The organism is Alphaproteobacteria bacterium (assembly GCA_019695395.1).
In the GTDB taxonomy this organism is placed as follows: domain Bacteria; phylum Pseudomonadota; class Alphaproteobacteria; order JAEUKQ01; family JAIBAD01; genus JAIBAD01.
In genome coordinates this window covers 1-25,420 of the sequence record JAIBAD010000026.1, presented here as the reverse complement: position 1 = coordinate 25,420, position 25,420 = coordinate 1, and the positions used below count along the sequence as shown (strand labels likewise).

Annotated in this window: 23 protein-coding genes; 8 read left to right on the top strand and 15 right to left on the bottom strand. The window is 32.2% G+C overall.

What is annotated here, in order from left to right; all coding sequences use genetic code 11:
* Positions 1-569: 569 nt before the first annotated feature.
* From K1X44_05820 to K1X44_05800, 5 genes are all read left to right on the top strand, one after another.
* Positions 570-815, top strand: a complete 246-nt coding sequence (locus tag K1X44_05820; GenBank protein ID MBX7146809.1) for a hypothetical protein — start codon at positions 570-572, stop codon at positions 813-815.
* A gap of 289 nt (positions 816-1,104) precedes the next feature.
* Entirely contained in the window at positions 1,105-2,325 is a 1,221-nt protein-coding gene (locus tag K1X44_05815) for a hypothetical protein (protein ID MBX7146808.1), read from the top strand.
* 1,059 nt (positions 2,326-3,384) lie between these two features.
* Positions 3,385-3,531 (top strand): hypothetical protein, encoded by a 147-nt coding sequence (locus K1X44_05810; GenBank protein MBX7146807.1) that lies wholly within the window; start codon positions 3,385-3,387, stop codon positions 3,529-3,531.
* Between the two features lie 90 nt (positions 3,532-3,621).
* Positions 3,622-3,789 (top strand): hypothetical protein, encoded by a 168-nt coding sequence (locus K1X44_05805; protein ID MBX7146806.1) that lies wholly within the window; start codon positions 3,622-3,624, stop codon positions 3,787-3,789.
* Positions 3,717-4,292: a hypothetical protein gene (locus K1X44_05800; GenBank protein ID MBX7146805.1), complete on the top strand. Its 576-nt coding sequence runs from the start codon at positions 3,717-3,719 to the stop codon at positions 4,290-4,292. The genes K1X44_05805 and K1X44_05800 overlap by 73 nt, the downstream gene beginning before the upstream one ends.
* A gap of 17 nt (positions 4,293-4,309) precedes the next feature.
* Here the strand turns inward: K1X44_05800 and purD are convergent, their stop codons facing one another.
* The gene (gene purD / locus K1X44_05795; protein ID MBX7146804.1) at positions 4,310-5,608 is read right to left on the bottom strand and encodes a phosphoribosylamine--glycine ligase; all 1,299 of its coding nucleotides are present in this window, start codon (positions 5,606-5,608) and stop codon (positions 4,310-4,312) included.
* An 82-nt stretch (positions 5,609-5,690) separates the two neighbouring features.
* Here purD and xseA point away from each other — a divergent pair, with 82 nt between their 5' ends.
* Positions 5,691-7,139 carry an exodeoxyribonuclease VII large subunit gene (gene xseA, locus K1X44_05790; GenBank protein MBX7146803.1) on the top strand — a complete coding sequence of 483 codons (1,449 nt, stop codon included), beginning with the start codon at positions 5,691-5,693 and terminating at the stop codon, positions 7,137-7,139.
* Here the strand turns inward: xseA and K1X44_05785 are convergent.
* From K1X44_05785 to K1X44_05720, 14 genes are all read right to left on the bottom strand, one after another.
* Positions 7,136-7,903 (bottom strand): hypothetical protein, encoded by a 768-nt coding sequence (locus tag K1X44_05785; protein MBX7146802.1) that lies wholly within the window; start codon positions 7,901-7,903, stop codon positions 7,136-7,138. The genes xseA and K1X44_05785 overlap by 4 nt on opposite strands.
* Positions 7,904-7,935: 32 nt before the next feature.
* Complete coding sequence (locus K1X44_05780; GenBank protein ID MBX7146801.1) at positions 7,936-8,763, bottom strand: hypothetical protein; 828 nt, start codon at positions 8,761-8,763, stop codon at positions 7,936-7,938.
* Between the two features lie 79 nt (positions 8,764-8,842).
* Complete coding sequence (locus K1X44_05775) at positions 8,843-10,063, bottom strand: phosphopentomutase (protein ID MBX7146800.1); 1,221 nt, start codon at positions 10,061-10,063, stop codon at positions 8,843-8,845.
* 1 nt (position 10,064) lies between these two features.
* A complete protein-coding gene (gene deoA / locus K1X44_05770; protein MBX7146799.1) occupies positions 10,065-11,387 on the bottom strand; it encodes a thymidine phosphorylase in 1,323 nt (440 codons plus the stop codon).
* An 8-nt stretch (positions 11,388-11,395) separates the two neighbouring features.
* Entirely contained in the window at positions 11,396-12,571 is a 1,176-nt protein-coding gene (gene deoC, locus K1X44_05765; protein ID MBX7146798.1) for a deoxyribose-phosphate aldolase, read from the bottom strand.
* Entirely contained in the window at positions 12,555-13,526 is a 972-nt protein-coding gene (locus K1X44_05760; GenBank protein MBX7146797.1) for an ABC transporter permease, read from the bottom strand. The genes deoC and K1X44_05760 overlap by 17 nt, the downstream gene beginning before the upstream one ends.
* A gap of 14 nt (positions 13,527-13,540) precedes the next feature.
* A complete protein-coding gene (locus K1X44_05755; protein MBX7146796.1) occupies positions 13,541-14,668 on the bottom strand; it encodes an ABC transporter permease in 1,128 nt (375 codons plus the stop codon).
* Positions 14,668-16,233 carry an ABC transporter ATP-binding protein gene (locus K1X44_05750; GenBank protein ID MBX7146795.1) on the bottom strand — a complete coding sequence of 522 codons (1,566 nt, stop codon included), beginning with the start codon at positions 16,231-16,233 and terminating at the stop codon, positions 14,668-14,670. The genes K1X44_05755 and K1X44_05750 overlap by 1 nt, the downstream gene beginning before the upstream one ends.
* An 80-nt stretch (positions 16,234-16,313) precedes the next feature.
* Complete coding sequence (locus K1X44_05745; protein ID MBX7146794.1) at positions 16,314-17,312, bottom strand: BMP family ABC transporter substrate-binding protein; 999 nt, start codon at positions 17,310-17,312, stop codon at positions 16,314-16,316.
* A gap of 189 nt (positions 17,313-17,501) precedes the next feature.
* On the bottom strand, positions 17,502-18,086 hold the full coding sequence (locus K1X44_05740; protein MBX7146793.1) for a hypothetical protein: 585 nt from the start codon (positions 18,084-18,086) through the stop codon (positions 17,502-17,504).
* Positions 18,079-21,099, bottom strand: coding sequence for a sarcosine oxidase subunit alpha family protein (locus K1X44_05735; protein MBX7146792.1), 3,021 nt, complete (start codon positions 21,097-21,099; stop codon positions 18,079-18,081). Before K1X44_05735 ends, K1X44_05740 begins: the two co-directional genes overlap by 8 nt.
* On the bottom strand, positions 21,092-21,376 hold the full coding sequence (locus K1X44_05730; GenBank protein ID MBX7146791.1) for a sarcosine oxidase subunit delta: 285 nt from the start codon (positions 21,374-21,376) through the stop codon (positions 21,092-21,094). The genes K1X44_05735 and K1X44_05730 overlap by 8 nt, the downstream gene beginning before the upstream one ends.
* A gap of 24 nt (positions 21,377-21,400) precedes the next feature.
* Positions 21,401-22,651 (bottom strand): sarcosine oxidase subunit beta family protein, encoded by a 1,251-nt coding sequence (locus tag K1X44_05725; GenBank protein MBX7146790.1) that lies wholly within the window; start codon positions 22,649-22,651, stop codon positions 21,401-21,403.
* 90 nt (positions 22,652-22,741) lie between these two features.
* Entirely contained in the window at positions 22,742-23,341 is a 600-nt protein-coding gene (locus K1X44_05720) for a superoxide dismutase (GenBank protein MBX7146789.1), read from the bottom strand.
* 254 nt (positions 23,342-23,595) lie between these two features.
* On the opposite strand from K1X44_05720, the gene ffh reads away from it, so the two are divergent.
* Both ffh and K1X44_05710 read left to right on the top strand, forming a co-directional pair.
* Positions 23,596-24,957: a signal recognition particle protein gene (gene ffh, locus K1X44_05715; GenBank protein ID MBX7146788.1), complete on the top strand. Its 1,362-nt coding sequence runs from the start codon at positions 23,596-23,598 to the stop codon at positions 24,955-24,957.
* A gap of 13 nt (positions 24,958-24,970) precedes the next feature.
* On the top strand, positions 24,971-25,351 hold the full coding sequence (locus K1X44_05710; GenBank protein ID MBX7146787.1) for a VOC family protein: 381 nt from the start codon (positions 24,971-24,973) through the stop codon (positions 25,349-25,351).
* Positions 25,352-25,420: the final 69 nt, after the last annotated feature.

Below are 25,420 nucleotides of genomic sequence, written 5' to 3'. Positions count from 1 at the left end.
TTCGCAATGAAGAGGCCGTCGGTTCGATCCCGATCGGCTCCACCATTCAATACCTTGATTTAGCTTGTGTTTTTATAAGGTGCCCTTCTCATTGTACTATCTAACTGGCGCATGTCTGGCGCAGAATTTCTTAAAGTACCCCATGCAGCTCCACGTAAATACTCTGGTTGATGTTTAGCATAACGTTTTGTAGTTGCTGTGACCTGTTGCCAAAATATTGCCGGATATATGAGTATGTGAACGCACCCGTTTTTTTAATTAAGCAAGTGATTCTAATTTATTGGTGCACGATCATCATAGACAATGTGAATGGGCATATTTTTTCGCATAAGGATCTATGTGTTATAATAAATACCTATATCAAGTTTTTGGCTTGTTTTATCATAATTTTCATTTTTTAATTATAGCTTTGTACAAGTCAATTGTTTTTAACTATGGCGCCATAGTTAACTTTCATTATAAATAAAAGTTTATTTTATTTAAATAAATTTTTATTAACTATTTATTAATCTTTTTCTTAAAAGATAATATTCATATTAAATTTAACTACTATTTGAAAGGATACTTTAATGCTTAAGAAAATTATTGTTTTATCAGTTTTATTAATTTCCTCTATAGGAATGACAGCGTGTCAAAAAGTTTATGGCCCAACTAAAACGACCGTAGATGGTGATCAGTATATACCTGTAGGGCAATTGCCTGATGGTACATATTTTGGTGGTACGCATGGGGTAATGGCTGACCATGATGGTAAAAGAGCAGAAACGTTCAAGGAATTAGATAAAGCACCAGAGGCCCCAGAAGCACGTAATTAATTATTTAACTGTTATCGAAAATAATCTCCATGGTTTAATAGCTATGGAGATTTATTCTTAAATAGAAAAATAAAATAATTATAATTAATATTTTGCCATCAAGATTTTTAAATTACCCAATAAAAAGATTTCAAATTATCAAAATAATTAATGTTAAAATTTTAACATTAATTATTTTTATATAGCATTCCAATTTAATATAATATTTAGTTATAAAATATTGACAAATATATAATTTTATAAAATATAATTTTTTATATTATATTTTTATAATAAAGGAAATTATATAATGCTTAATTTGATAACAAAGAAAAATATAACAAATAAATTTAATCTTAATTTTCACAATAGTTTGAATAGCTTTGATCTGGTTGCTAGTGGTGATGATAATAGCAACATGATTTTTGGTAAAGATGGTGAAAGCAATAATTTATCAGGCGCTGGTGGTAATGATATTCTATTGGGTGGTAACCAATTTGATTTTTTGAATGGCGAAGATGGGGATGATTTTCTATTTGGTAATGACGGAAATGATATGATCTTTGGTCAAAATGGAACAGATACCTTATCAGGTGGTAATGGAACTGATTCCCTTTTTGGTGGTAATGATAATGATAGTTTAAATGGTGGTGATAATAATGATTTTTTAGATGGTGGTGTGGGTGATGATAAATTTTATGGTGAAGATGGTAATGATAATATTAGTGCGGGCGATGGTTATGATTGGGCATCAGGTGGCCAAGGGAACGATGCTATTAATGGTAATGCTGGCGAAGATGTTTTGATTGGTGCTGGTGGTCAAGATGAAATTTATGGTGGTACAGACAATGATACAATTTATGGTGATGATGATAATGATCAATTATTTGGCGAAAGTGGTGATGATACAATAGAAGCGGGGGATGGTGATGATTATCTCAGTGGCGCAGAAGGACGTGACATACTAAATGGTGGCGCTGGAAATGATTCTTTAGATGCAGGTGCTGGGAATGATAAGGTGTATGGGCAGGAAGGTAATGATTATTTTTATGGAGGTGCGGGAAATGATGAGTATTATGGTGATAATGGTAATGATTATTATGCAGCTAGTGTGGATTTTTCTGACAAAACCGTTGATAGTATTGATAAATTTGATGGGGGAAATGATTATGATATTCTTGATTTCTCTCAATTTTATTTATGGCAAGTGGATTTTACCGAAAGTGCACGAGTTTCTGGAATAGGGGAAATTTCAAATTATAATGTAACGATAAAAACCGGTGGTTGGGCTATTACTGCGTCAAAAGTCATTTATGCAAATAATGTTGAAAAAGTAATTTTTAAAGATAAAACATTATTAGCAGAAGATTATTCTAAACGACACCCAGAACCTGTTTGTAAATTACCTATAGAAAAAGGGGAATGTGATCTTTTATTAAAAGATACGATGGCCGGTTTTGGGGTTGAATCCAATCCTCTTGCTTTAAATAATAGCGATAATAATCAGGCTTATTCAATTCCTCTTTGCTAACATCATTTAACAAGTAAATTTATCGGATTTATTAATAAATTTAATAAATCCGATAATATTTGCTTAATTTTCATATATAAATATCTATTATTTAATAATTGTTATAATAAAATAAAAATTTATTATAATTTATAATATTATTTTCATTATAAACATTACTTTTTATATTGACTAATATTTTTATTTAATATAAAAACAAAATATAAGAACTATTTGTAATAAAATTACAAATTATAATAACAATTTAAAATGAGGTGAAAAATGAAAAAATTACTATTAGCCGTATTATTTGCAGCTACTGCATTATCAGCTACAGCTTCTTTCGCATATTATGGACAAGATGGGGATCCTGTTTGTTCTTGGCCATATACAGCAAAAGAATGTAATAAATAATAATTTATTACTTATAAACAGTAAAAAGTTCCCTTTATTAACGCTAAAGGGAACTTTTTTTATGTATTTTGTATATCTTTTGTTGGAAGACTATTTAATTAAAAATCTATATTTGGTTTGTTGATTCTAATTTTTAAAGCTAAATAAATAATAGGTGGTCGAAATAATCTAATTAAATTTTTAATATATCATTTAAAAAATAAATTTTGATCTTTAAATTAGTTTCAGTAAATTTAAAAAAAAATTATAAAAATAGGCCTATTTTAAAAATTAATTATGATGTTAAAAATAGCTAATTTATTGATATTATAAACAATAATAAAAAATAAATCACTACACTCCTTGACAATAGGTATTTTTTATGATATGAATTTACCTATTATATAAAAAGGAAAAGTAATATTTATTTTATTATCAATAACTGTCTCTAACACTAAACCTGATGACGAAAAATATGGATTATAAAAAGACTATCAAAATATTTCGAAATTTGGATGAAAATGACTTCTTTCTGATTCCTTCTAACTATTATTTACTAGAGCAATATCATATCTAAAGAATTGAACTTTACTTTTTCTGATATCTTAATTTATTTAATGAATCTATATTGTTATTAAATTTTTTAATAATAAGGCAATGTTATCTAATTAGAAAGTAGGAGGATTTATGTCTTTAAACAATAAAGATGAGAGAGAAAATACTGTAATCCAAAACTATTATGACTCTGCTTTAAAAAATCGCCATCGTTTTTCTTCCTTTAATAAACTAACAGGTACAGGTAGCGGTGATAATGATGTATTTATTGGAAATTGATGAAGAAATGAATTTTATGGGTTTGATGGTGATGATTGGCTTATTGGTGGTGGCCAGAGAGATATATTATATGGAGGTGATGGAAACGATTTGTTAGTAGGTAATGATGGGAATGATATTCTTTTTGGGGAAAATGATAATGATATAATATATGGTGGTAAAGGCCAGGATCTAATTTTTGGGGTATGGGGAATGATATTATTAAAGATGATGGTGGTAATAATTACCTTTATGGAGAAAAGGGAGATGACACGATAGAAAGTGGTAATGGCAATGACATTTTAAGCGGTGGGGAAGGTAACGATAAAATTTATGGTGGTGCCGGAAAGAATGTTTTTTATGGCGCTGCTGGCGCAGATTATACATCTGGCGGAAATGATGATTATTATTATGATGCTAATAATGATTTTTTAGATGATCCAACTATTGATACATATGATCTATTTGAAGGAAATTTAGGGGTTAATACAGTTGATCTCAGTTTTTTTGATTCAACATATTTTAATATTCAACGACAAATTATTCCTGACGAACATTTTATCTATCATGATTTTGTATCGATATGGAAAAAAACCTATTGCTGGCTCGGCTGTAAAAATTTCACGGGAGTTGAGATCGATAAACTTATTTTTAAAGATAAGACAATTGATGTAAAAACTTTACCGCCCCCTATAGATGGGTTTGCTGGTGAACATTTAAATTCAGATTTTTTATCTAATGAAGAAAATATTAGAGGTATAAATCCATTAATTAGATCTTAGAATTTGTAATTTATACTCTAGCTTTTTTGCTCAGAATCAAAAATATTTTTCTCTAAAACACGCTCCGCAATATCACGGCGATAATATCCTTCAGGCCAATTAATTTTTTTGATAGTTGCATAGGTTAAATCACGTGCTTTTTTTAAACTTAATTCTTTACTTGTAATTGCAAGTCCCCGACCAGAATTAATTGTTAAATTTTTATGTTGATCAAAAGATGTAAGATAATGAAATATTTTTGTATTATTCGTTTCTATGTTTTCTAATCCTATTACTTTGGTACCACTTTTATAAGTTTGCGGGTAACCTTGACTAGCCATAATAACATCAATGGCATAACCTGGATGCCAATCTATTTTTTTATTTTTTAATGTTCGGTCTAAAGTTGCATATAATAATTCAAGCAAATCTGATTTAAGAAGCATACATATAACTTGACATTCTGGATCACCAAAACGAACATTATATTCAAGTAATTTTGGACCATTTTTAGTCATCATTAATCCTGCAAAAAGCACACCTTTAAAGGGTTTATTTTCATACCCCATGCCTTTAATGGTGGGTTCAATAATAGATTGCATAATAGTAAAAATATCTTGTTCTTTGATAAAAGGTACAGGGGTATAGGCACCCATGCCCCCTGTATTTAAACCTGTATCATTCTCTCCGATACGTTTATGATCTTGGGCACAAGCTAGAAATTTTCCTGTAGTCCCATCACTAAGGGCAAAAAAACTAATTTCTTCACCTTCAAGATATTCTTCAATAATAATTGTGGATCCTGCTTGACCAAATGCCTTTGTGTGTAACATTAAATCAATAGATTTATTCGCTTCATCTAAGGTAGATGCAATAATAACACCTTTTCCACCAGCAAGCCCATCTGCCTTAATAACACAAGGTAAATTTATTTGTGTTATAAATTCTTTAGCTTTAATGGGATCCGTAAAACTTTTATAAGCAGCCGTAGGAATATTATATTTCAGACAGAAATTTTTTGTAAAAACTTTTGACCCTTCAAGAATCGCGGCTTCTGCGGTGGGGCCAAAAGTTTTAACCCCTATTTTTTCTAATTGATTAACAATCCCATTAATTAGGGGAGCCTCAGGTCCAATAATAACAAAATTAATTTGGTTGGTTTGAACAAAATCAATAATTTTATTATTGTCCAATGGATCAATAGCAATACATTCGGCAATTTTACTTATGCCCGCATTACCGGGACAACAATAAAGTTTATGACATAAAGGGGATGATTTAACAGACCAACATAAAGCATGTTCTCTTGCACCATTACCAATAATTAAAATATTCATTTTTTTCTCTTTTGAAAATTAGGTATTTAATTCATAATATTTTGTATCATACTCTAATTATCAATTAGTAAATTAATTATCTATGAATAATATTTTATCTGACCATAATCTTTTTGAATATAGTGTTTCTGAAATTAGTCGAGCAATTAAAGAAACGTTAGAAGGTAATTTTGCTTATATTCGTGTTCGAGGAGAAATTTCTGGATATAAAAAAGCTGGATCTTCGGGGCATATTTATTTGGCTTTGAAAGATAATGAATCAATTCTTGATGCTGTTTGTTGGCGGACAACAGTTAATAAATTAACTATATTACCTGAAGATGGGCTTGAGGTTATTGCAACAGGCAGAATTACAAATTATGCAGGACGCTCAAAATATCAGCTTGTGATTGAAAGTTTAGAAATTGCTGGGCAGGGTGCTTTATTAAAACTTTTAGAACAAAGAAAAGCACAATTTCTGGCCGAAGGATTATTTGATCGGGCTCGAAAAAAGCCATTGCCTGCTATGCCTAAGATTATTGGTGTTATTACATCGCTTACGGGTGCAGTAATTAAAGATATTTTACATCGTTTAACGGATCGCTTTCCCTGTCATGTTTTGGTATGGCCTGTTTTGGTTCAGGGTCCTCAAGCTGCAGAACAAATTGCAGCTGCAATTAAGGGATTTAACAGGATAGAATCCTTACGTCCTGATCTAGTTATTATAGCGCGAGGAGGTGGTAGTTTAGAAGATTTGTGGGCTTTTAATGAAGAAATAATTATACGTGCTGTTGTTGAAAGTTCTATCCCAATTATTTCGGCTATTGGGCATGAAACAGATACAACCTTAATTGATTATGCTGCTGATTTACGTGCACCTACACCTACTGCTGCTGCTGAAATGGCGGTACCTGTACGAGCAAATTTTTTGTTTCATTTAGAAGAGTTAAATCAAAGATTATGGCCTGTTTTATCTAAATTCCTTGAATTGAAACAGTTTGCTTTAATGAATATGACCTCAATTTTAAATAATCCTAGTCGATTGATAGAAGAAAAAAGTCAAAAACTGGATGGATTAATTGAACGTATCACTTATTGGTCTGAAAGTTTTATGAGATTAAAAAAACAAACATTACTGGGGGCAGGTAATGTTTTAAAAAATCCTTATGGACGAATTTCATCTTTATTAACTCAATATAAAGCAGTTGAAAGCTTATTTAAGCAAAGTTTATTTTTTTATATCAAACAGATAAAATTAAAAAGTGAAAAAATTTTGGCAGATTTTTCATCATACTCAATTAACAATTATTTTTTTGAAAAACAGCATGATCTTCAGCAAAATGCAAGATTATTAGATAATCTTTCTATTAAAACAATATTAAAACGGGGATTTGTTTTTGTAACAGATACACAAGGCCAAACAATTACTTCGGTTAACAAAGCTAAGCAAAAAGAAAAATTAATTCTTCATTTTATTGACGGAAAATTAGAAACTAAAAACTCAAAACCATTTACTGGGTTATTGTTTGAAGATGAAGATTTAAATAATTAATCATGAAGAAATTGGTACAACAGCGATAAATAAACCGATGAAATAATAACTATAAAGGGTAAAAAAGCAGAACTTATAAAAAGAGATAATATATCAATTCCTGGCAACCCAAAAGTTAAACTTCCAATAAATGTTAAAATACCTACAGTACCTGCCATAACAATAATAAAGGTTATACCTAATAAAAAACATGTGACAAAAATTGGTACGATAATATTTTTTGTTTGGATAAAAGAATAAGTTAATTTTTCCCTAGAAAAACTATCTATCGCGATAATTGGGAATAAAAGACAAATGCGCAAACCTATATAAAAAAATCCAATATATATAATCAGCGAAAATAACCCTGATGTTAAATTTGTGCCAAAAAGGAAAAAAATAAATTTTGATATAAGATCAGGTATAAGAATAAAAACCAACATTAATAATGCATATTCTTTTTCATTTTTTTGAAAAAATGATTTAAAGACATTAAGATCAGGTTGTTCAGAAAGTAAAATCCAACGATGGATAGCTACAGCCAAAGGTGCAGCTGCAAAAATTATGAGAATAGAAGGAAAAATTATAGTAAAATTAAAAAAACTATAACTAGACGTTATAAACTGCTCGGCAAAAAAAAGCCATAATCCTCGGGCAAGGAAAGAAGTTATAAATAATAAAAGGGCAGCTGGAACAAAAGGTTTCCCAATTTTAATAAGGTCCAAACTATGTCTAAAAGTAGTTAGGTAAGCTTCAGTAATTGGAATTTTGATAGGAGTTTCCATTAAAATTTCCTTAGAACACGTCAAATAAAGTTTTATAATTCTGGCTCATTAGATTTAGCAGACATAAAAATAAATTGATACAGTTTAGTATAATATACGGTATAGATCAACATAAGTAATACAGGAATAAATGAAGTAAAAACTATTTCTGTAAAATTCAGAATTAAAGTTGAACTATCAGAATTAATATGAAGAATAGAAATAAAAGAAGATATTATAAAAGCTAAAACAAAGACCAGGAATAAAAGTGTTGTAATCAGTAAAATAAGTACTAATAAAATGCGCCAAAATAACGGTTTTATTAATTTAAAGGTTGTCCTAAAATTAAAGATATCTTTTTTTTCAATAGCGATTGATGTTAGAAGAAGCCAAAAAACAAAATTGCAATAAATGGAGCCTAAAAAAATAGCAACAACACTTAAAGAAAATATTGATTTATGAATTAAAGATGAAATACCAATAAGATTTGAAAATGCCCATAATAAAGCGGATGATCCTGTAAATAATAATAAACTTGTTACTAAAATTGCTATAAAATAACGTAATTCAAGACTTCTATAAAAAAGATGAAAAAAATTATGGGTTGGGTATTCATTCCCAAAAATCCATCGATGGACTGCAACATTAAAAGGTGCCAAGAGAAATAAATTTAAAATTGATCCAAAAATAAGAGTGCTAATATTATTATTAGTTTCAATAGTAATTTGATCAAAAGGATAAGATAAGAAACAAAGATAAATGAAATAAAAAAAACTGGCCCACAAACCTAAAAATAAAATAGTAGGACAATCTTTAATTATATGTAAACTTGTTCTTAAAGTTTCTTTATAAGCGTCATGAATAGGTAAGTCATTCATCATTTAGACCTTTTAACTATTTATGAAATATGGGACTAATTATTAAGTTCAGTCAAGATACAACAATTAATATAATCTTTATTTAAGTTATTATTTCTTTAAAGAAGCAACGACCAAATTCTAAAGGCTCAATTTTAAAAAAGCTTGCTAAAGTTTGGCCAATATCAGCTAGGCTTTGCCTTTTACCAATATTAATAGCTTTTACTTTAGGGCCAAAAATTAAAATAGGTAAGTATTCTCTGGTATGATCACTTCCTCTAAAAGTAGGATCACATCCGTGATCTGCTGTTATAATTGCTAAATCATCAGGTTCCATTTTTTGAATGAATTTTTTTAGATGAATATCAAATTTTTTTAAAGCATGTGCATATCCTATAGGATCCCGTCTATGTCCATAGAGTGTGTCAAAATCAACAAAATTTGTAAAAATTAAACTCCTATCTGGAGCTTCAGCTTGCATTGTTTGTGTTGCAAGAAAAAGATTATCATTGCCATCCGCTTTTATTTTTTTTGATACACCACGGTGTGCAAAAATATCAGAAATTTTACCAATACCAATAACTTGATGCCCGTGTTCCGTTAATTTATCTAATAAGGTAGGTTTGTAAGGGGGTGTTGTATAATCGCGCCTGTTACCTGTTCTTTGAAAATGACCTTCAGTTCCAATAAAAGGTCTTGCAATAACCCGGCCTATATTATATTGATCAACAATTTTTCGAACAAGACTACATAGATCATAAAGACGATTTAATCCAAAAAAATCTTCATGCGCTGCAATTTGTAAAACGCTATCTGCCGACGTATAAATAATTGGTTTTTTTGTTCTAATATGCTCTAGGCCTAATTCTTCAATAATTGTGGTACCTGATGCATGGCAATTACCAAGAATGCCAGACAAATTACCTTGACTGATAATTTTATGAATAAGGGTATCTGGAAAGCTTTTTTGTGGATTTGGAAAATATCCCCATTTAGTCATAACAGGTAACCCCGCCATTTCCCAATGACCACTTGGCGTATCTTTTCCTAAACTTATTTCTTGGGCGTAGCCATAAGCCCCGTAAATTTGTGGATTTTTAATAAAGCCTTGAGGTAAAATTCCTGTTGCATTTTGAGCTACTAATCCTAAACCATAAGCTTCAAGTACAGGAAGGAATTGATAGTCTTCAGAAGATCCAAGAGATTGATGATAGGCTCGAGCAATATGTCCTAATGTATTGGCACCTTCATCACCAAATTCTTTTGAATCTTCGCAAGTACCAATACCAAAAGAATCCATAACCATTAAAAAAGCACGCGTCATATTATTCAAATTGATCAATAATTAAAGGGTCAACAGGTATAGGTTCATTACTAATGACATAAGCTTTAAGTAATTCTTTTTCAACATCAAGAGCTGAAGATAATGTTTCGCCATGAATAAGAGCAAGAGGCGTTTGTGTATCTATTTTAGCTCCTAATCCCAACATATTACTAAATCCAACGCGATGGTTTATTTTATCTTGAGGGTTTTTTCTACCACCCCCAAGTTTCATAATGGCTAGACCAATTTCTCTTGTATGAATATGGGTAATATACCCATTTGCTAGACTGTAAACAGGATGGATAACAGGTGATTGACCTAAATAATGTAAGGGTCGTTCAACAAAATCTTTTGGCCCACCTAATTCAACTATCATAGCCGAAAATTTTTCCAAGGCTTGACCATTCTTTAAAACCTCTTCAAGTTTTCTTCGGGCGTCATTAGGTTCTTGTGCCAATTGTCCTAGAAGAAGCATTTCAATACCCAATCTTAATGTAACTTCATGTAATCTCGGTTCTTGATATGCGCCAGACAAATAGTTAAGGATTTCCAAAACTTCTAAACTATTTCCAGCATTAGAACCTAAAACCTGGTTCATATTGGTTAAAAGAGCACGGGTTGGTAATCCAGCTTTATGAGCAACCTTAATAATTGTTTCTCTAAGTTTAATACTTTGGGAAAGATCAGTTAAAAAAGCACCATTCCCAAATTTTATGTCCATAACCAACCCTTCTAATCCAGCCGCAATTTTTTTTGAAAGAATAGAAGAGGTTAAAAGAGGAATAGTTTCAACAGTAGCTGTGATATCCCGAATACTATAAAATTTTTTATCAGCAGGGGCTAAATCATCGGTTTGACCAATAATAGCACATCCAACTTTCTTTACAATTTTATGTAAAAGATCACGATTAGGTTTTGTGTTATATCCTGGAATACTTTCTAACTTATCTAATGTTCCCCCAGTGTGGCCAAGGCTACGTCCAGATATCATAGGGACATACCCACCACAAGCTGCAATCATAGGAGCAAGGGCAAGACTAACTTTATCACCAACCCCACCTGTTGAATGTTTATCTAAAACAGGGCCCGATAAATCCCATTTTTCAACATATCCAGATTTCGCCATACAATTTGTTAAAAAAGCAATTTCATCAAAATGCATATCTTGAAAAAAGATAGCCATTGCCAAAGCTGATATTTGACTTTCTGTAACATTGCCTGAAACTAATCCTTCAATCATAAAGCTAATTTCATCTGATGTGAGAGTTTGCCCATCACGTTTATGACGAATGATTTCTTGGGGAAAAAAAGAAGATGATACCATGGATAAATTTAATAAAATGATTGTAAAGACGTTTTTTTATTTTCTAATAAATTATCAAGAAGTGAACTGGCCCCTATGCGTAAATTTGCAGGATGAATCCAATCCTCCCCCATTTTTTGTGTAATAAGATGAATAAATTCTAAGGCTTGGTTTTTATTACGAATACCACCAGAAATTTTTAATCCTATAGGGTGTTGAATTTGATGCTGATTGGTATAGATAATATCTAATAAAATTTTAACAGCTGGTAAAGTTGCCCCTGGTCCAATTTTGCCTGTCGATGTTTTTAAGAAATTTGTCCCACCTTCAATGGATAATTGTGCAATCTCTTCAATTAGTTTTTTTTGTTTTAGAACCCCTGTTTCTAAAATGATTTTAAGAGTGCGTGCAGGTCCGCATAGGTTTTTTATTATTTGAATTAAATGTAAAATACTTTTTTTGTTATTTTTATTTTCTAAGTAAAACTTATAAGGAAAGACAAGATCAATTTCTTCAGCACCATCTTTTAAACTTTGTTGAACTTGGGTAATGATTTTTTTAAATGGGTCGGTACCTAAGGGAAAATTTGCTACTGTTGCTAAACGCATAGGTTGATCAACAACATATCTTTTAGCTAATTTGATAAATTTAGGATCGATACACAAGGCGGCAACAGGACCATAAAGAGTTTGACCCTTTTTATACAAATTATGAATGGTTTGTGGGGTATCGTTATTACCAAGGCTTGTTAAATCAATTAAAGATATAAGTTGATAATTAATATCTTGTGTTAAGGATGCGGATTTAAATTTAAAGGATAAAGGTAAAAGTTTATGTAAATAAATAGATTTTATAATACCTTGGGGTTTGCATAAGTGAACCATTGTTTTAGTATCAGCAAATTCAGCAAGTTTTTGCCTGCACCCTCCACAAGGTGTGCAAATTTCACTTCCATCTGCTAAAATAACGATATCTTTTATTTTTCTCTCCCCATGGCTAATCATGTGACTTAATGCGCTTGCTTCAGCACATTGACCTTGGGGATAAGCAATATTTTCAACATTACAGCCCCAATAGATTTTTTCACCTATGGTACGTAAAGCGGCACCAACCTTAAATTTAGAATAAGGTGCATAAGCTCTCTCTCGCGCTTCTTTAGCACGAATAATAAGCTCATCAATGGAATTTTTATCTATCTTTGACAAAAGGTATTCCACTAGCTTTAGGTGGTATAGCTTTACCCACAAAACCTGCTAAAACAAGAATAGTCAATACATAAGGTAATATTTGAATAAGTTGTACAGGTATAGGCCCAAGACCAGGTATGTCAAATCCTTGTAATCTGATTTGTAGCGCATCGGCAAAGGCAAAAATCAAACACGCAGCTACAGTTGCAAAAGGATTCCAGCGACCAAAAATTAAGGCAGCTAAAGCCAGATATCCTTTACCAGCTGTCATATCTCTTACAAAAGCAGAACTTTGGGCTGTTGATAAATATGCGCCTGCCATACCACATAAGATGCCGCAAATAATCATGGCTTGATATCGTATTTTAGTGACAGAAATTCCTGATGAATCTAAAGCATGAGGGTTTTCACCCGCAGCTCGTAATTGTAACCCAAAACTTGTATGAAAAAGAAGCCACCAAATTAAAGGAATGCTTAAAAAAGTTATATAAGTAAGAGGATAATGATCATTAACAAGAACCGCATAAATAGCGCCAATTATGGGGATTTGTCCAATTGATTCAAGCGATGGAAAAATCACATGGGAAAATCTTGCATCTCCAGATAATTGAGGGGTTTGTCCTGCAAGACCAAACCATGCATTACTTAAAGTTGGGGCTAATCCTGCGACAAGAATATTTAAGGCAACACCTGATACAATTTGATTACCATTGAAACTTACACAAGCATAAGCATGAATAAGTGATAGAAGAATAGAAATGCTAATTCCACCTAAAAGGCCAATCCAAACATTATGAGTAACTGCTGAAAGTGAAGCTGCAACAAAAGCAGCAGCTAACATTTTGCCCTCTAACCCAATATCAATAACACCTGATCTTTCTGCAAACATACCTGCAAGTGCTGCTAGCATAAGGGGTATAGAAAAGCGTACAGTTGAATCCAGTAAAAGTAAGATAGAACCAAAATAATTAATATCTGCCATGGGATTTAAAACCTTGCTGTTTTGCTCTTATGAGCAGATGTTCTGTCAAAATTAAATAGCCTATTCATTGCTGGTTTAAATATGTTTTCAAGTGCCCCACAAAATAAAACAATCAATCCTTGAATGACAATAATAATATCTTTATTTAGAATTGGTATATCAAAAGCTAAAACAGAGCCCCCTTGATAAAGAGCGCCAAAAAGAATAGCTGCAATAATAATACCTAACGGATGGTTTCTTCCCATTAAAGCAACAGCAATTCCAACATATCCAGCACCACCTGTGAACCCAAGTATTAATCTGTGGTGCACACCCATAATTTCATTAATTCCAACTAATCCCGCCAAACCACCGGAAATTACCATGGCCCATATAATTGTTCTTTCACTTGAAATCCCAGCATAACTTGCTGCCTGGTGGTTTTGTCCAACGACACGGAATTCATATCCCCATCTAGTATGCCATATAAATATCCATAAAAACAAACAACATAAAAGCGCAATCAGAAAAGAAAGATTAAGAGGGGAATGATCTATATTAATGTGAAAGATTGATAGCCAATCATGAATAAAAGGTAAATAAAGTGCTTCATTAAATGCAGAACTTTGTGGGTTCTGTTGATTAGGTTCTCTTAAAATATCAACAAGTAGATAGACCATAAGAGATTGGGCAATAAAATTAAACATAATTGTGGTAATGACAATGTGACTTCCCCGTTTGGCTTGTAAAAAACCAGGAATAAAAGCCCATAATCCACCTAATAGCCCAGCTGCAATAATAGCGAAAGGTAAAACAAAAAAAAGCGACCAACTGTCAAAATATAAACAAATTAGGGCAACGCCTAATCCCCCCATAAGAGCTTGACCTTCGGCACCTATATTAAAAAGTCCAGCATGAAAAGCAATCGATACTGCTAATCCAGTAAAAATGAAATTTGTTGTATAATAAAAAGTATATCCAATAGATTCACCGTCACCAAATGCACCTAAAAAAATTGCTTGAAGTGTATCGATGGGATCTGCACCAGCAATAAAAGCAATAATACAAGAAAGAAAAAGAGCAACAATAAGATTAAGTAAAGGTAAAAGAATATAATCAACCCATAAGGGTAAATCAATTTTACGTCGAAGCATTATTTATTTTCCTTAATACCTGCCATTAAACAACCAATTTTTTCTTTATTTGTATCTTGTACATAACTTTCGCCTACAATCTTGCCTTCTAACATAACAATAATACGATCAGCTAAAAAAAATAATTCATCAAGATCAGCTGAAACAACGATAACGCTTTTATCACTATCACGTAGTTCAAATAATTGTTGATAAATGAACTCACTTGAACCGATATCAACCCCGCGTGTGGGATGCCCTACTAATAAAAGTTCGGGATGTCTTCCTAATTCCCTTGCTAATAAAATTTTTTGCTGATTGCCGCCTGAAAATACTGATGTTTTTAGAAAAGGTTCGGAGGGCCAAATATTATATTTGGCGATTTGTCTTTTAAAACGATCAATTGCAACTTTGGAATAAAGAAAATATGCCCCATTGATAAAAGGATCATCCTGGTATCCAAGAATAGATGATTCCCAAGCTTTAAAATTACCAATTAATCCTACCTTACTACGATTTTCTGGTATATGACCGATACCTAAATATCTTCTTGTATGAGCAGGATGTTCATGGGAATTATCTATAATATTTTTACCACGAAAAATTATATCCCCACTTTTATGTTTATAACGCATACCAGCTAAAACTTCTAAAAGTTCTGTTTGGCCATTTCCAGCTATACCCGCGATACCTAAGATTTCTCTTCTTTTTACAGTAAAATTAATATGATCAAGAAGCAATCTTTTTGATGGATCTTTTAAACACAAATTTTTAACAGATAAAAGAATTTCAGATGAAGGAATATTCTTAGTTTTTGATTTAAATTCTACGTCACGGCCAACCATAAGTTTAGCAAGTTTTGTTTCAGTTGTCGTATTTGTGATTAATGTATCAATAATTTCGCCTTTACGCATTACTGTAACATTGTCTGTAATTTCCATAATTTCACGAAGCTTATGTGTTATGAATAAAATTGTTTTTCCTTGTTCTTTAAGATTTTTTAAAATAGTAAAAAAATTGTTTGTTTCTTGAGGTGTTAGAACACTTGTTGGTTCATCTAAAATAAGGATATTGGCACCTCGATAAATGGCTTTTAGAATTTCTACTCTTTGTTGTAATCCAAGGGATAAATCCCCAACATAAGCATCTAGAGGAACGGGCATTTGATATTGGTGCATAAGATCAGATAAAATTTTTGTTGTTTTTTTATAAACTGATCTAAGAGAAAATCTCTTTTCATTTCCTAGAATGATATTTTCAAGCACAGTAAATTCATCCACAAGCATAAAATGCTGATGGACCATACCAATACCTGCTTGAATAGCAGCGTGAGAATTATGAAGATTTGTTACTTTTCCATCAATTTTAATTATTCCACTATCGGCTTGGTAATACCCATAGAGAATATTCATCAGGGTTGATTTGCCTGCCCCATTTTCGCCAACAATTCCATGGATTGTTCCAGATTTTATGGCAAGATTAATATTATAATTGGCATATAATTGCCCAAAACGTTTATTAATATCAATTAATTCAATAGCGGGCGAAGATAATGATTCTATTTTTTTAGACTCATTATCTTCCATTTGTACATTATTTGTTAAAAAGTGACGGGATGTACTATCGTTCAAATTATTTTCTCATTTAAAATTACACTTACGAGAAATTAACGAACGGGACAATTATTTGATTTATTATAATCAACAACTGAAATTTTACCGTTGATAATATCCTGACGTATCTGATTAATTTTTTCTTCAGTTTCTTTGGAAATAAGATTTTTATTATATTCATCTAACGCCCAATCAACCCCATTTTCTTTTAACCCTAAAACATAAATACCTGGTTTCCATTCATTTTTTTGGGCAGATATAAAAGCATTATATGTTGCTACATCTACGTGTTTAATCATAGAGGTTAACATAGTACCGGGGTGGAGATAGTTTTGGTTTTGATCAACGCCAATTGCAAATTTTTTGCTATCATTAGCGGCTTGATAAACACCAAGACCTGTTGCACCAGCTGCTGCATAAACAATATCTGCACCTCGATCAAACTGACTTTTTGCAAGTTCTGCACCACGGGGTGGGTCATTCCAAGCTGCACTTGTTGTACCAACCATATTTTCCATAACCTCAGTTTTAGAATTGGCATATTTTGCCCCCTGAGTATAGCCGCAAGCAAAGTTACGAATTAAAGGAATATCCATGCCACCTACAAAACCAATTTTGTTTGTTTTACTTGTCATAGCAGCTAGGGCACCCACAAGAAATGAACCTTCATGTTCTTTAAAGATAATTGATTGAACATTAGGCATGTCAAGTTCTGCATCAATTAAGGTAAACTTTACTTTTGGAAATTCCTTAGCTACTTTTTCAAGAGGGGATTTTGCAGCAAAACCTGCTATAACAATTATATTGGCGCCTCGCTTAGCTAAAGTTCTTAAAGCTTGTTCGCGCTGAGATTCATTTGTAATTTCAAACTCTTTATATGAAATACCTGTTTCTTTTTTAAATTTTTCAGCACCGTTATACGCAGCTTCATTGAAAGCCTTATCAAATTTTCCACCCATATCAAAAATGATAGCAGGATTAAAACCTTCGGCTCTAGCTTGAAAGGTTAAGGATATAAATAAAATAGAAATAAATCCTAAAAATTGTTTCATTATGGAATTCTCCCAAGTGTTAAGAACATGATAAAAATTAGGATGCTTTCACAGAAAGAACAATATAATTTTTCTATTTTGTAGAAAAAGGTGACAAGTATTTTTATTAAAAAGAACAAAACAGACATATTTAAACAAACATAAAGTCCAATAGAAAACTTGCTTTCACAAGAATCAATTTAAAATTATTTAATAATATTTTTGTTGAGTTTCAAACCATAGCCAAAAATATTTGGCACAACTTCGTTCAATATAAAGATCAAATTCTTGAAGATCTTGATATCGATATAATAAAATATTTATTTGGTTGAAACTGGTTTGTTTACATGTATTTGGTTGGAAATAATCGGGATGAAAATTTATAGATGTTCCTTTATTTAATATATCTATAATTTTTGTACCTTGAAGATTTATTATAGTCTTTTGTTCAGTAACATTGATAGCATAGGCATGCAATCCTATAAAATTATCTAATAAATCAGCCATCAACTTTTTTTCATGATTAGGTAGAGTTGTAATAAGCCATTCATTTGGTTTTAAACAAAAAATTTTTAATGAAGAGGTGATTCTGGTATCATTGACTTGTAAAGGTAAGGTTTCTATATTTAACAATTTCCTTATTTTGTTTGTATATTCTTTGTTTTGTGCATCTGCTCTTACGGTAATTTGTCCATATAAAGCTTTTTCTTTAAATTGAAAAAAATCACTTTTTTCTTTTGAATTAGTCAAACGCATATCTTTTAAAACAGACAAACGTAAAGAAAAACTATCCATTAAGGTGTGTTCCTTCAGGATCAAAAAATTTAGGTGAAACAATTTTGGCTTTAATACTCTTGGTAGGTAATTTAATAAAGACAGTTTGATTTATTTTATCTTGTCCAGCATTGATTAAAGCTAAAGCAATTGATTGGTTTAATGTTGGACTAAAATAACTTGATGTTACATATCCAACCATAGATGATGATTTTTTTGTTTCAGTAATAGGTGCCCCGTCATAATTTAGATTATAATCTTTGTTGATGAATAACCCAACTAATTGGGGGCGATCTGTCCTAGTAAAATTTGATAGTGCTAAGGATCTTTTACCAATAAAATCCTTTTTGTTTTTACTTATTAACCACGACATTCCCAAATCTTTTAATGTTGTGCTCCCATCTGCTTCATGGCCAATTGCAATATAACCTTTTTCTGCTCGTAAAATATGTAAGGCTTCAAGACCTAACGGTGTAATATTATAGGCAAGACCTGCAGTCATCAACATATTCCAAATATAACTTGCATAGCTTGCTGGTACATTGATTTCATAACTTAATTCCCCTGTAAAGCTAACTCTAAATATTCGACATTCTATACCTGCAATATGTCCTATTTTAAAACTCATATAAGGAAAATCATGATTATCATAATTGAAATCAGGTACAAGATTTTCTAATACATGGCGTGCGTGTGGTCCACATATTACTATAGCTGCCCATTGTTCTGTAACGTTTGTACAAAAAACTTTCCAGGTTGCCCATTCTTTCTGTAACCAATATTCAAACCAACTTGTTACGGCATCAGCATTATTGGTTGTTGTTGTGATATAATAGTGATCTTTGGCCATGCAGCTTATGATACCGTCATCAAAAACTATTCCTTCTTCCTTTAACAAAACACTATAACGGCATTTAGAAGGTATTAAATTATCAAAAGAAGTTGGATACATCATATTCAAAAATTTTAAAGCATCGGGTCCTTGTATTTCAATTTTGCCAAGGCTTGAAGCATCATAAATTGCAACATGTTTTCGTGCGGCAAACACTTCTCTTTTAAGAGTTTGTTCAAATTTTTCATTTAATCTCGGATAATATTGGGGACGTACCCATTGACCAGTAATCATAAATTTTGTATTTAAAATTTTATGGATATTATGAAGTGGGGTCTCTTTAATTGGTTCGAATAAGGGACCGGTATCACTGCCGGTAAATATACCCATTGTAATAGGTACATAAGGTGGCCTAGAGGTTGTAGGAACAAAACTATTTAAAGTTTTTTTATGATGGGTGGCAAGAATTTTTAATCCATTAATGTTAGAAAGTTTTCCTTGATCTGTTCCCATACCTAATGTTGTATATCGCTTTAAATGTTCAGGTGCCTGATACCCTTCCTGTAAAGCTAATTTAATATCTTTAAAGGTTACATCATGTTGAAAATCAACAAAACTTTTTTCTTCTTTTAATATATTTGTTGATTTTTTATCAAGAGAATTTATATAGGGAAAATCGTAATCAATAATAAATATATTCATTGACCTTTTTACGGACTCTGAACTAGATGAAGCAAATTGTTCAGTTAATTTTAATCCTTGATTCAATCCATCAATTATACATTCTTGAAAAGATTGAAGACCATTACATGCGCCAACGCATATAAAATCTTTTTTATTATTGTTGGGAATAAAACCTTCTATATCTTCATTATAGGATAGGGTGCCTTGAGCTTGGGCAAATAAATGGGTATTAGGATTCCATCCCCCGGAAAGTAAAAGCTTATCACATGCGAATTCTCTTTTTTTTGAGGAACTAAAATCCTGCACTGTTACAGACGATAATTGATAAGAACCTTCTGTTGTTTCAATATAATGATTGGTTAATACGTTAACATTTTTTGTTATAATAGGGTCTAATTTATCGTGATTGATATTCGATCTTGTATCAATAATGGCTTTAATAGGAATTTGATTTTTTAATAAAGTTGCTGCAACAGAATAAATGAAATCATTATTGGTATATAAAATTGTATTTTTACCTGGTTGAACGCCATATTTTTTCAAATAAATAAGAGCTGAATTTGCCATCATAATACCAGGTCTATCATTATTGTTAAAAATCAGTGGTCGTTCAATTGCACCAGTTGCTAAAATAATTTTTTTTGCTCGGATACGCCATAAACGTTGTCTTGGGCCTGTACGATTGTGAAGAGGAAGATGATCTGTTAAACGTTCTGTTGCTAGGACATAATTATGATCATAACATCCAAATGCGGTACTCCGAGTTAAAATTCTAACGTTCGGTTTTTGATAAAGTTGTTCTAATATATTGTGACACCAATTATGAGCTGGTTGATCATTAATAAGTGAGTTACTGGTTAATAAAGAACCACCACATTCTGGTTGTTCATCAATAACGATAATATGAGCGTTTGTTTGAGATGCGGCAAAAGCAGCTGCTAATCCCGCAGCGCCAGCCCCAATAATTAAAATGTCACAATGGGTATAAGTTTTATCATAACAATCTGGATCGATTTCACGTGGTGCTTTACCAAGTCCACCAAAATGTCGAATAATATGTTCATAAAAATGCCATCCATTAGGGGGTGACATAAATGTTTTATAATAAAATCCTGCAGGTAAAATGGAACTTAAATAATCATTGATACGTCCCAAATCAAAATGAAGGTTAGGCCAACAATTCTGACTTGTTGCTTTTAATCCATCATATAATTCAGCTTGTGTTGCTTTAACATTGGGTTCTGTATAGGCCCCATCATTTAATTGAACAAGAGCATTAGGTTCTTCGGATCCTGCAGTCATAATACCTCTTGGTCTATGATATTTAAAACTGCGGCCAATAAAATTATGCCCATGGGCAAGAAGGGCAGAGGCTAATGTATCACCTTTATATCCTGTAAATTTTTTATTATTGAATGTAAATTGATACATTGTTTCACGATCAATCATACCCCCTGTTACTATGCGAAAAGACTGGGATTGAGAAGTTTTTGAATTTATGGATAGGGCGTCATTCATGATTCAGATCCAAAATCTTTTCATGAATTGGATAGGATCCCAAAATTTCGTGTGTAACCGTATGACGTACTATTTTAAACCATAATTTGCATCCTTTTTTGTGAAACCATTGTTCAACAAAAAAATCTTTGGGATTGTTTTTCATATAAAGATAGTCTGTCCATTCTTGATCCGAAAGTTTATCCGGATCGTGGGGTCTTATCTTATGTGCATCTCCTCCATACATAAATTCATTTTCATCGCGCTCTTTACAATAAGGGCAAGGAATAAGCATCATTTAATTATTATCCTTATATTAAGATTAATGAGCAACACCCGCAGCCCCATGTTCATCAATTAAGTATCCTGATCGAAAACGCTCAAGAGAAAAAGCTTCATTTAATTTATGGGGTTGGTCTTGGGCAATGGTATACGCAAAGATCCACCCGGATCCTGGTGTGGCTTTAAATCCACCTGTACCCCATCCCCCATTAATATAAAAACCTTTGATTGGTGTTTGGCCAATAATGGGACTGGCATCTGGGCATACATCAACAATGCCAGCCCATTGTCGCATCATTTTTAGGCGACCAAATGTGGGAAAAAGTTCAGTTAAAGCGTTAATGGTTTTTTCTGTAATATGGGCACTACCGCGTTGTCCATAAGAATTGTATCCATCAACCCCAGCCCCTAAAACCAATTCACCTTTAGCAGATTGGCTTACGTAAACATGAATGGCATTCGACATAACAATTGGATCAAGAATGGGTTTAACAGGTTCAGATACCATAGCTTGTAAAGCTATGCTGGATATAGGTAATTTTAAGCCAGCCATTTCTGCCAAGATACTTGTATGGCCTGCTACAACGCAACCAACTTTTTTTGTTTCTATAAACCCACGTGTGGTTTCAACACCATTTATTTGATTATTAATAATTTTTAAACCTTTGACCTCACAATTTTCAATAATATCTATGCCGTAATTGCTACAAGCACGTGCAAACCCCCAAGCCACTGCATCGTGTCTTGCAATACCTGCACGTTTTTGAAAAGAAGCACCTAAAATTGGATAACGTAAATATGGACTGAAGTTTAAAATGGGACAAAGTTTTTTAATTTGATCAATATCTAAAATGTCTGAATCAATATTTTTTAAATTTAAAGCATAAACCCGTCTTTTTAATTGATAAAGATCATGTTCGCTATGGGCTAAGGTTAACAATCCTCGGGGGCTAAACATAATATTATAATTAAGTTCAGATCCCAATTTTTTCCATAACTTTAATGAAAACTCATATAAATCAGAACTTTCATTCAAGAGATAATTTGATCTTATTATAGTTGTATTACGGGCTGTATTACCTGATCCCAACCATGATCTTTCAAGAACGGCTATATTATGAATATTATGTTCTTTGGCAAGATAATAGGCTGTCGCAAGACCATGACCCCCGGCACCAATAATAATAACGTCATAAGATTTTTTTGGATCTGGTTTACGCCAAGCTTGGGGCCAATCTTTGTGCTTTTTAAAAGATTGACGGATAAGATTGAGAAAAGAATATTTAAACATACAAATTCATTCTAATCTTTTGTAAATAAAATGTATTTCATCTAATAAAAGATTAGAATGTTTATTCGTAAAAATCTATAGAATGTTAAATTATTTTTTGGATAGATTTTCTTCGACGAAATCCCAATTTAAAAGATGATCAAGAAAAGCCTGAATAAAATCAGGACGTTTGTTGCGATAATCAATATAATAGGCATGTTCCCAAACATCTAAAGTTAACAAGGGTTTTTGTCTATGAATTAAAGGCAGATCAGCATTGCTGGTTTGGGTAATTTTAAGGGTATCCCCATCTTGGACTAACCATGCCCAACCGCTACCAAATTGGGTTGTTGCAGCTTGTTTAAAAAGAGTACAAAATTGATCATAAGAGCCAAAGGCCTGATCAATTTTTTTACTAAGATCTAATGAAGGTTTCCCCCCACCTTTAGGTTTCATGCTATTCCAAAAAAATGTATGATTCCAAATTTGCGCTGCATTATTAAAAATACCACGTTGGCTTTGATTTTGTGCTGTGGTTTTAATAATTTCTTCTAAGGTTTTTGAAGCTAGAGGTGTATCTTTAATAAGATTATTGGTATTCGTTACATAAGTTGCATGGTGTTTACCGTAATGAAAACTTATAGTTTCTGCAGAAATATAAGGTTCTAGAGCGGATTCACTATAAGGCAATTTAGGCAGTTCAAAAGACATTGGATAATCCTTTCACTAAGGTAATAAATCTATTGATTAAATTTTGTAAGATTAGATATGTTTTTTTAATATTGTCTATATATTTTATGTACTATTAAATAATAAAACTATAACAATTTGAAAATAATATAAATTATCAATGATTTGTATTATGTATGTGTTAGCACATAATATACTAATATTAAAATGACTAATGGTGATTTTTATAATCGTAATATTGCGTTAATAATTTATAATGAATAGGTTTTTATAGGATGTTTTCTAATCTTTCAACCCGACTTAGTAAAGTTTTTGATCAGTTAACTAAACGTGGTCTTTTAAGTGAAAATGATGTTGATGCTGCATTAAGAGAAATTAGAATTGCTCTTTTAGAAGCCGATGTTGCTTTGTCTGTTGTTAAAAACTTTATACATAAGGTACGTGAAAAGGCCGTTGGAGAGGTTGTTTTAAAAAGTATTACGCCTGCCCAAATGGTGGTTAAAATTGTTTATGACCAATTGGTTGAAATGTTGGGGTCAGATCATCAAGTGCTTAATCTTAATGCACCAGCTCCTTTGGTCTTTTTGATGGTTGGATTACAGGGATCAGGTAAAACAACAACTAGTGCAAAAATTGGATATAGGTTTAAGAATCAACATAATAAAAAAGTTTTATTAGCTTCCTTGGACACACAACGTCCAGGAGCCCAGCATCAATTAGAAGTTCTTGGAGAACAAGCATCTTTAGCTACACTTCCTATAGTCCCAAATGAACAACCTTTAGCTATTACTAAACGTGCTTTTCATACAGCAAAAACAGAAGGATATGATTTGCTTATTCTCGATTCAGCAGGTCGCCTTCATATCGATCAATCTTTGATGGATGAAATTAAAGAAATTAAAAATTATGTAAATCCAATAGAAACATTGTTGGTTAGCGATTCGATGACGGGTCAAGATGCCGTTAATATTGCAACAAGCTTTCAAGAAAGTTTAGGTGTTACAGGTATTGTACTTACGAGAATCGATGGTGATGGACGTGGGGGGGCAGCATTGTCCATGCGTGAAGTAACCGGATGTCCTATTAAGCTTTTGGGTATAGGCGAAAAACTGGATGCTTTAGAAGATTTTCATCCTTCCCGTATAGCGAATCGAATTTTAGGTATGGGTGATATTGTAAGTCTTGTTGAAAAAGCATCTCAAAATATTGAACAAGAAGAGGCTGAAGAATTAGCCCGCAAAATGCAAAAGGGCCAATTTACTCTAGATGATATGGCAAAACAGCTTAAAACATTACAGAAAATGGGTGGAATGGGTAGCGTTATGGCCATGTTGCCGGGTATGGGTAAAATTCAAAAACAATTAAATGATGCAAAAGCCAAAATTGATGAAAAACAAATTCTACGCCAACACGCAATTATTACATCGATGACCAAAAAAGAACGAAAAATGCCTGATATTATTAAAGCATCTAGAAAACAAAGAATAGCAAAGGGTTCTGGTACTTCGGTACATGATGTTAATAAATTATTGAAACAGTATTATGATATGCAGCGAATGATGAAACAAGTTGGTAAATTAGGTCAAAAAGGCTTGCTAAGACACGGTCTCTCTGCTTTAGTACAAAGACCTAGATAGGAGATTCTTAAAAATGTTGGACCATATATCACTTGGTGTTAAAGATATAGAACGCAGTAGACAATTTTATGATGTTGTTTTAAAGACTTTAGGATATGAAAGATTAATGAATTTTCCAAATGCCTCGGGTTATGGTAAACCTGATCAGCCAGCTTTTTGGATAGGAGAAGGTGAACAAGGCAACATGGTAACAGTTGGATCTGGTGTTCACATCGCTTTTATTGCTGAGAGTAGACAAGCGGTTGATAATTTTTATAATGAAGCTATAAAAGCAAAAGCACAAGATAATGGTAAGCCAGGTCTTAGACCCCATTATCATCCCAATTATTATGGAGCTTTTGTTATTGACCTTGATGGCCATAAAATAGAGGCTGTGTGTCGTAAACCAGCTTAAGGAATTGAAAACAAAATTATTTAAGGAGTTTATATGTCGTTAAAAATAAGATTAGCGCGTCGAGGCGCA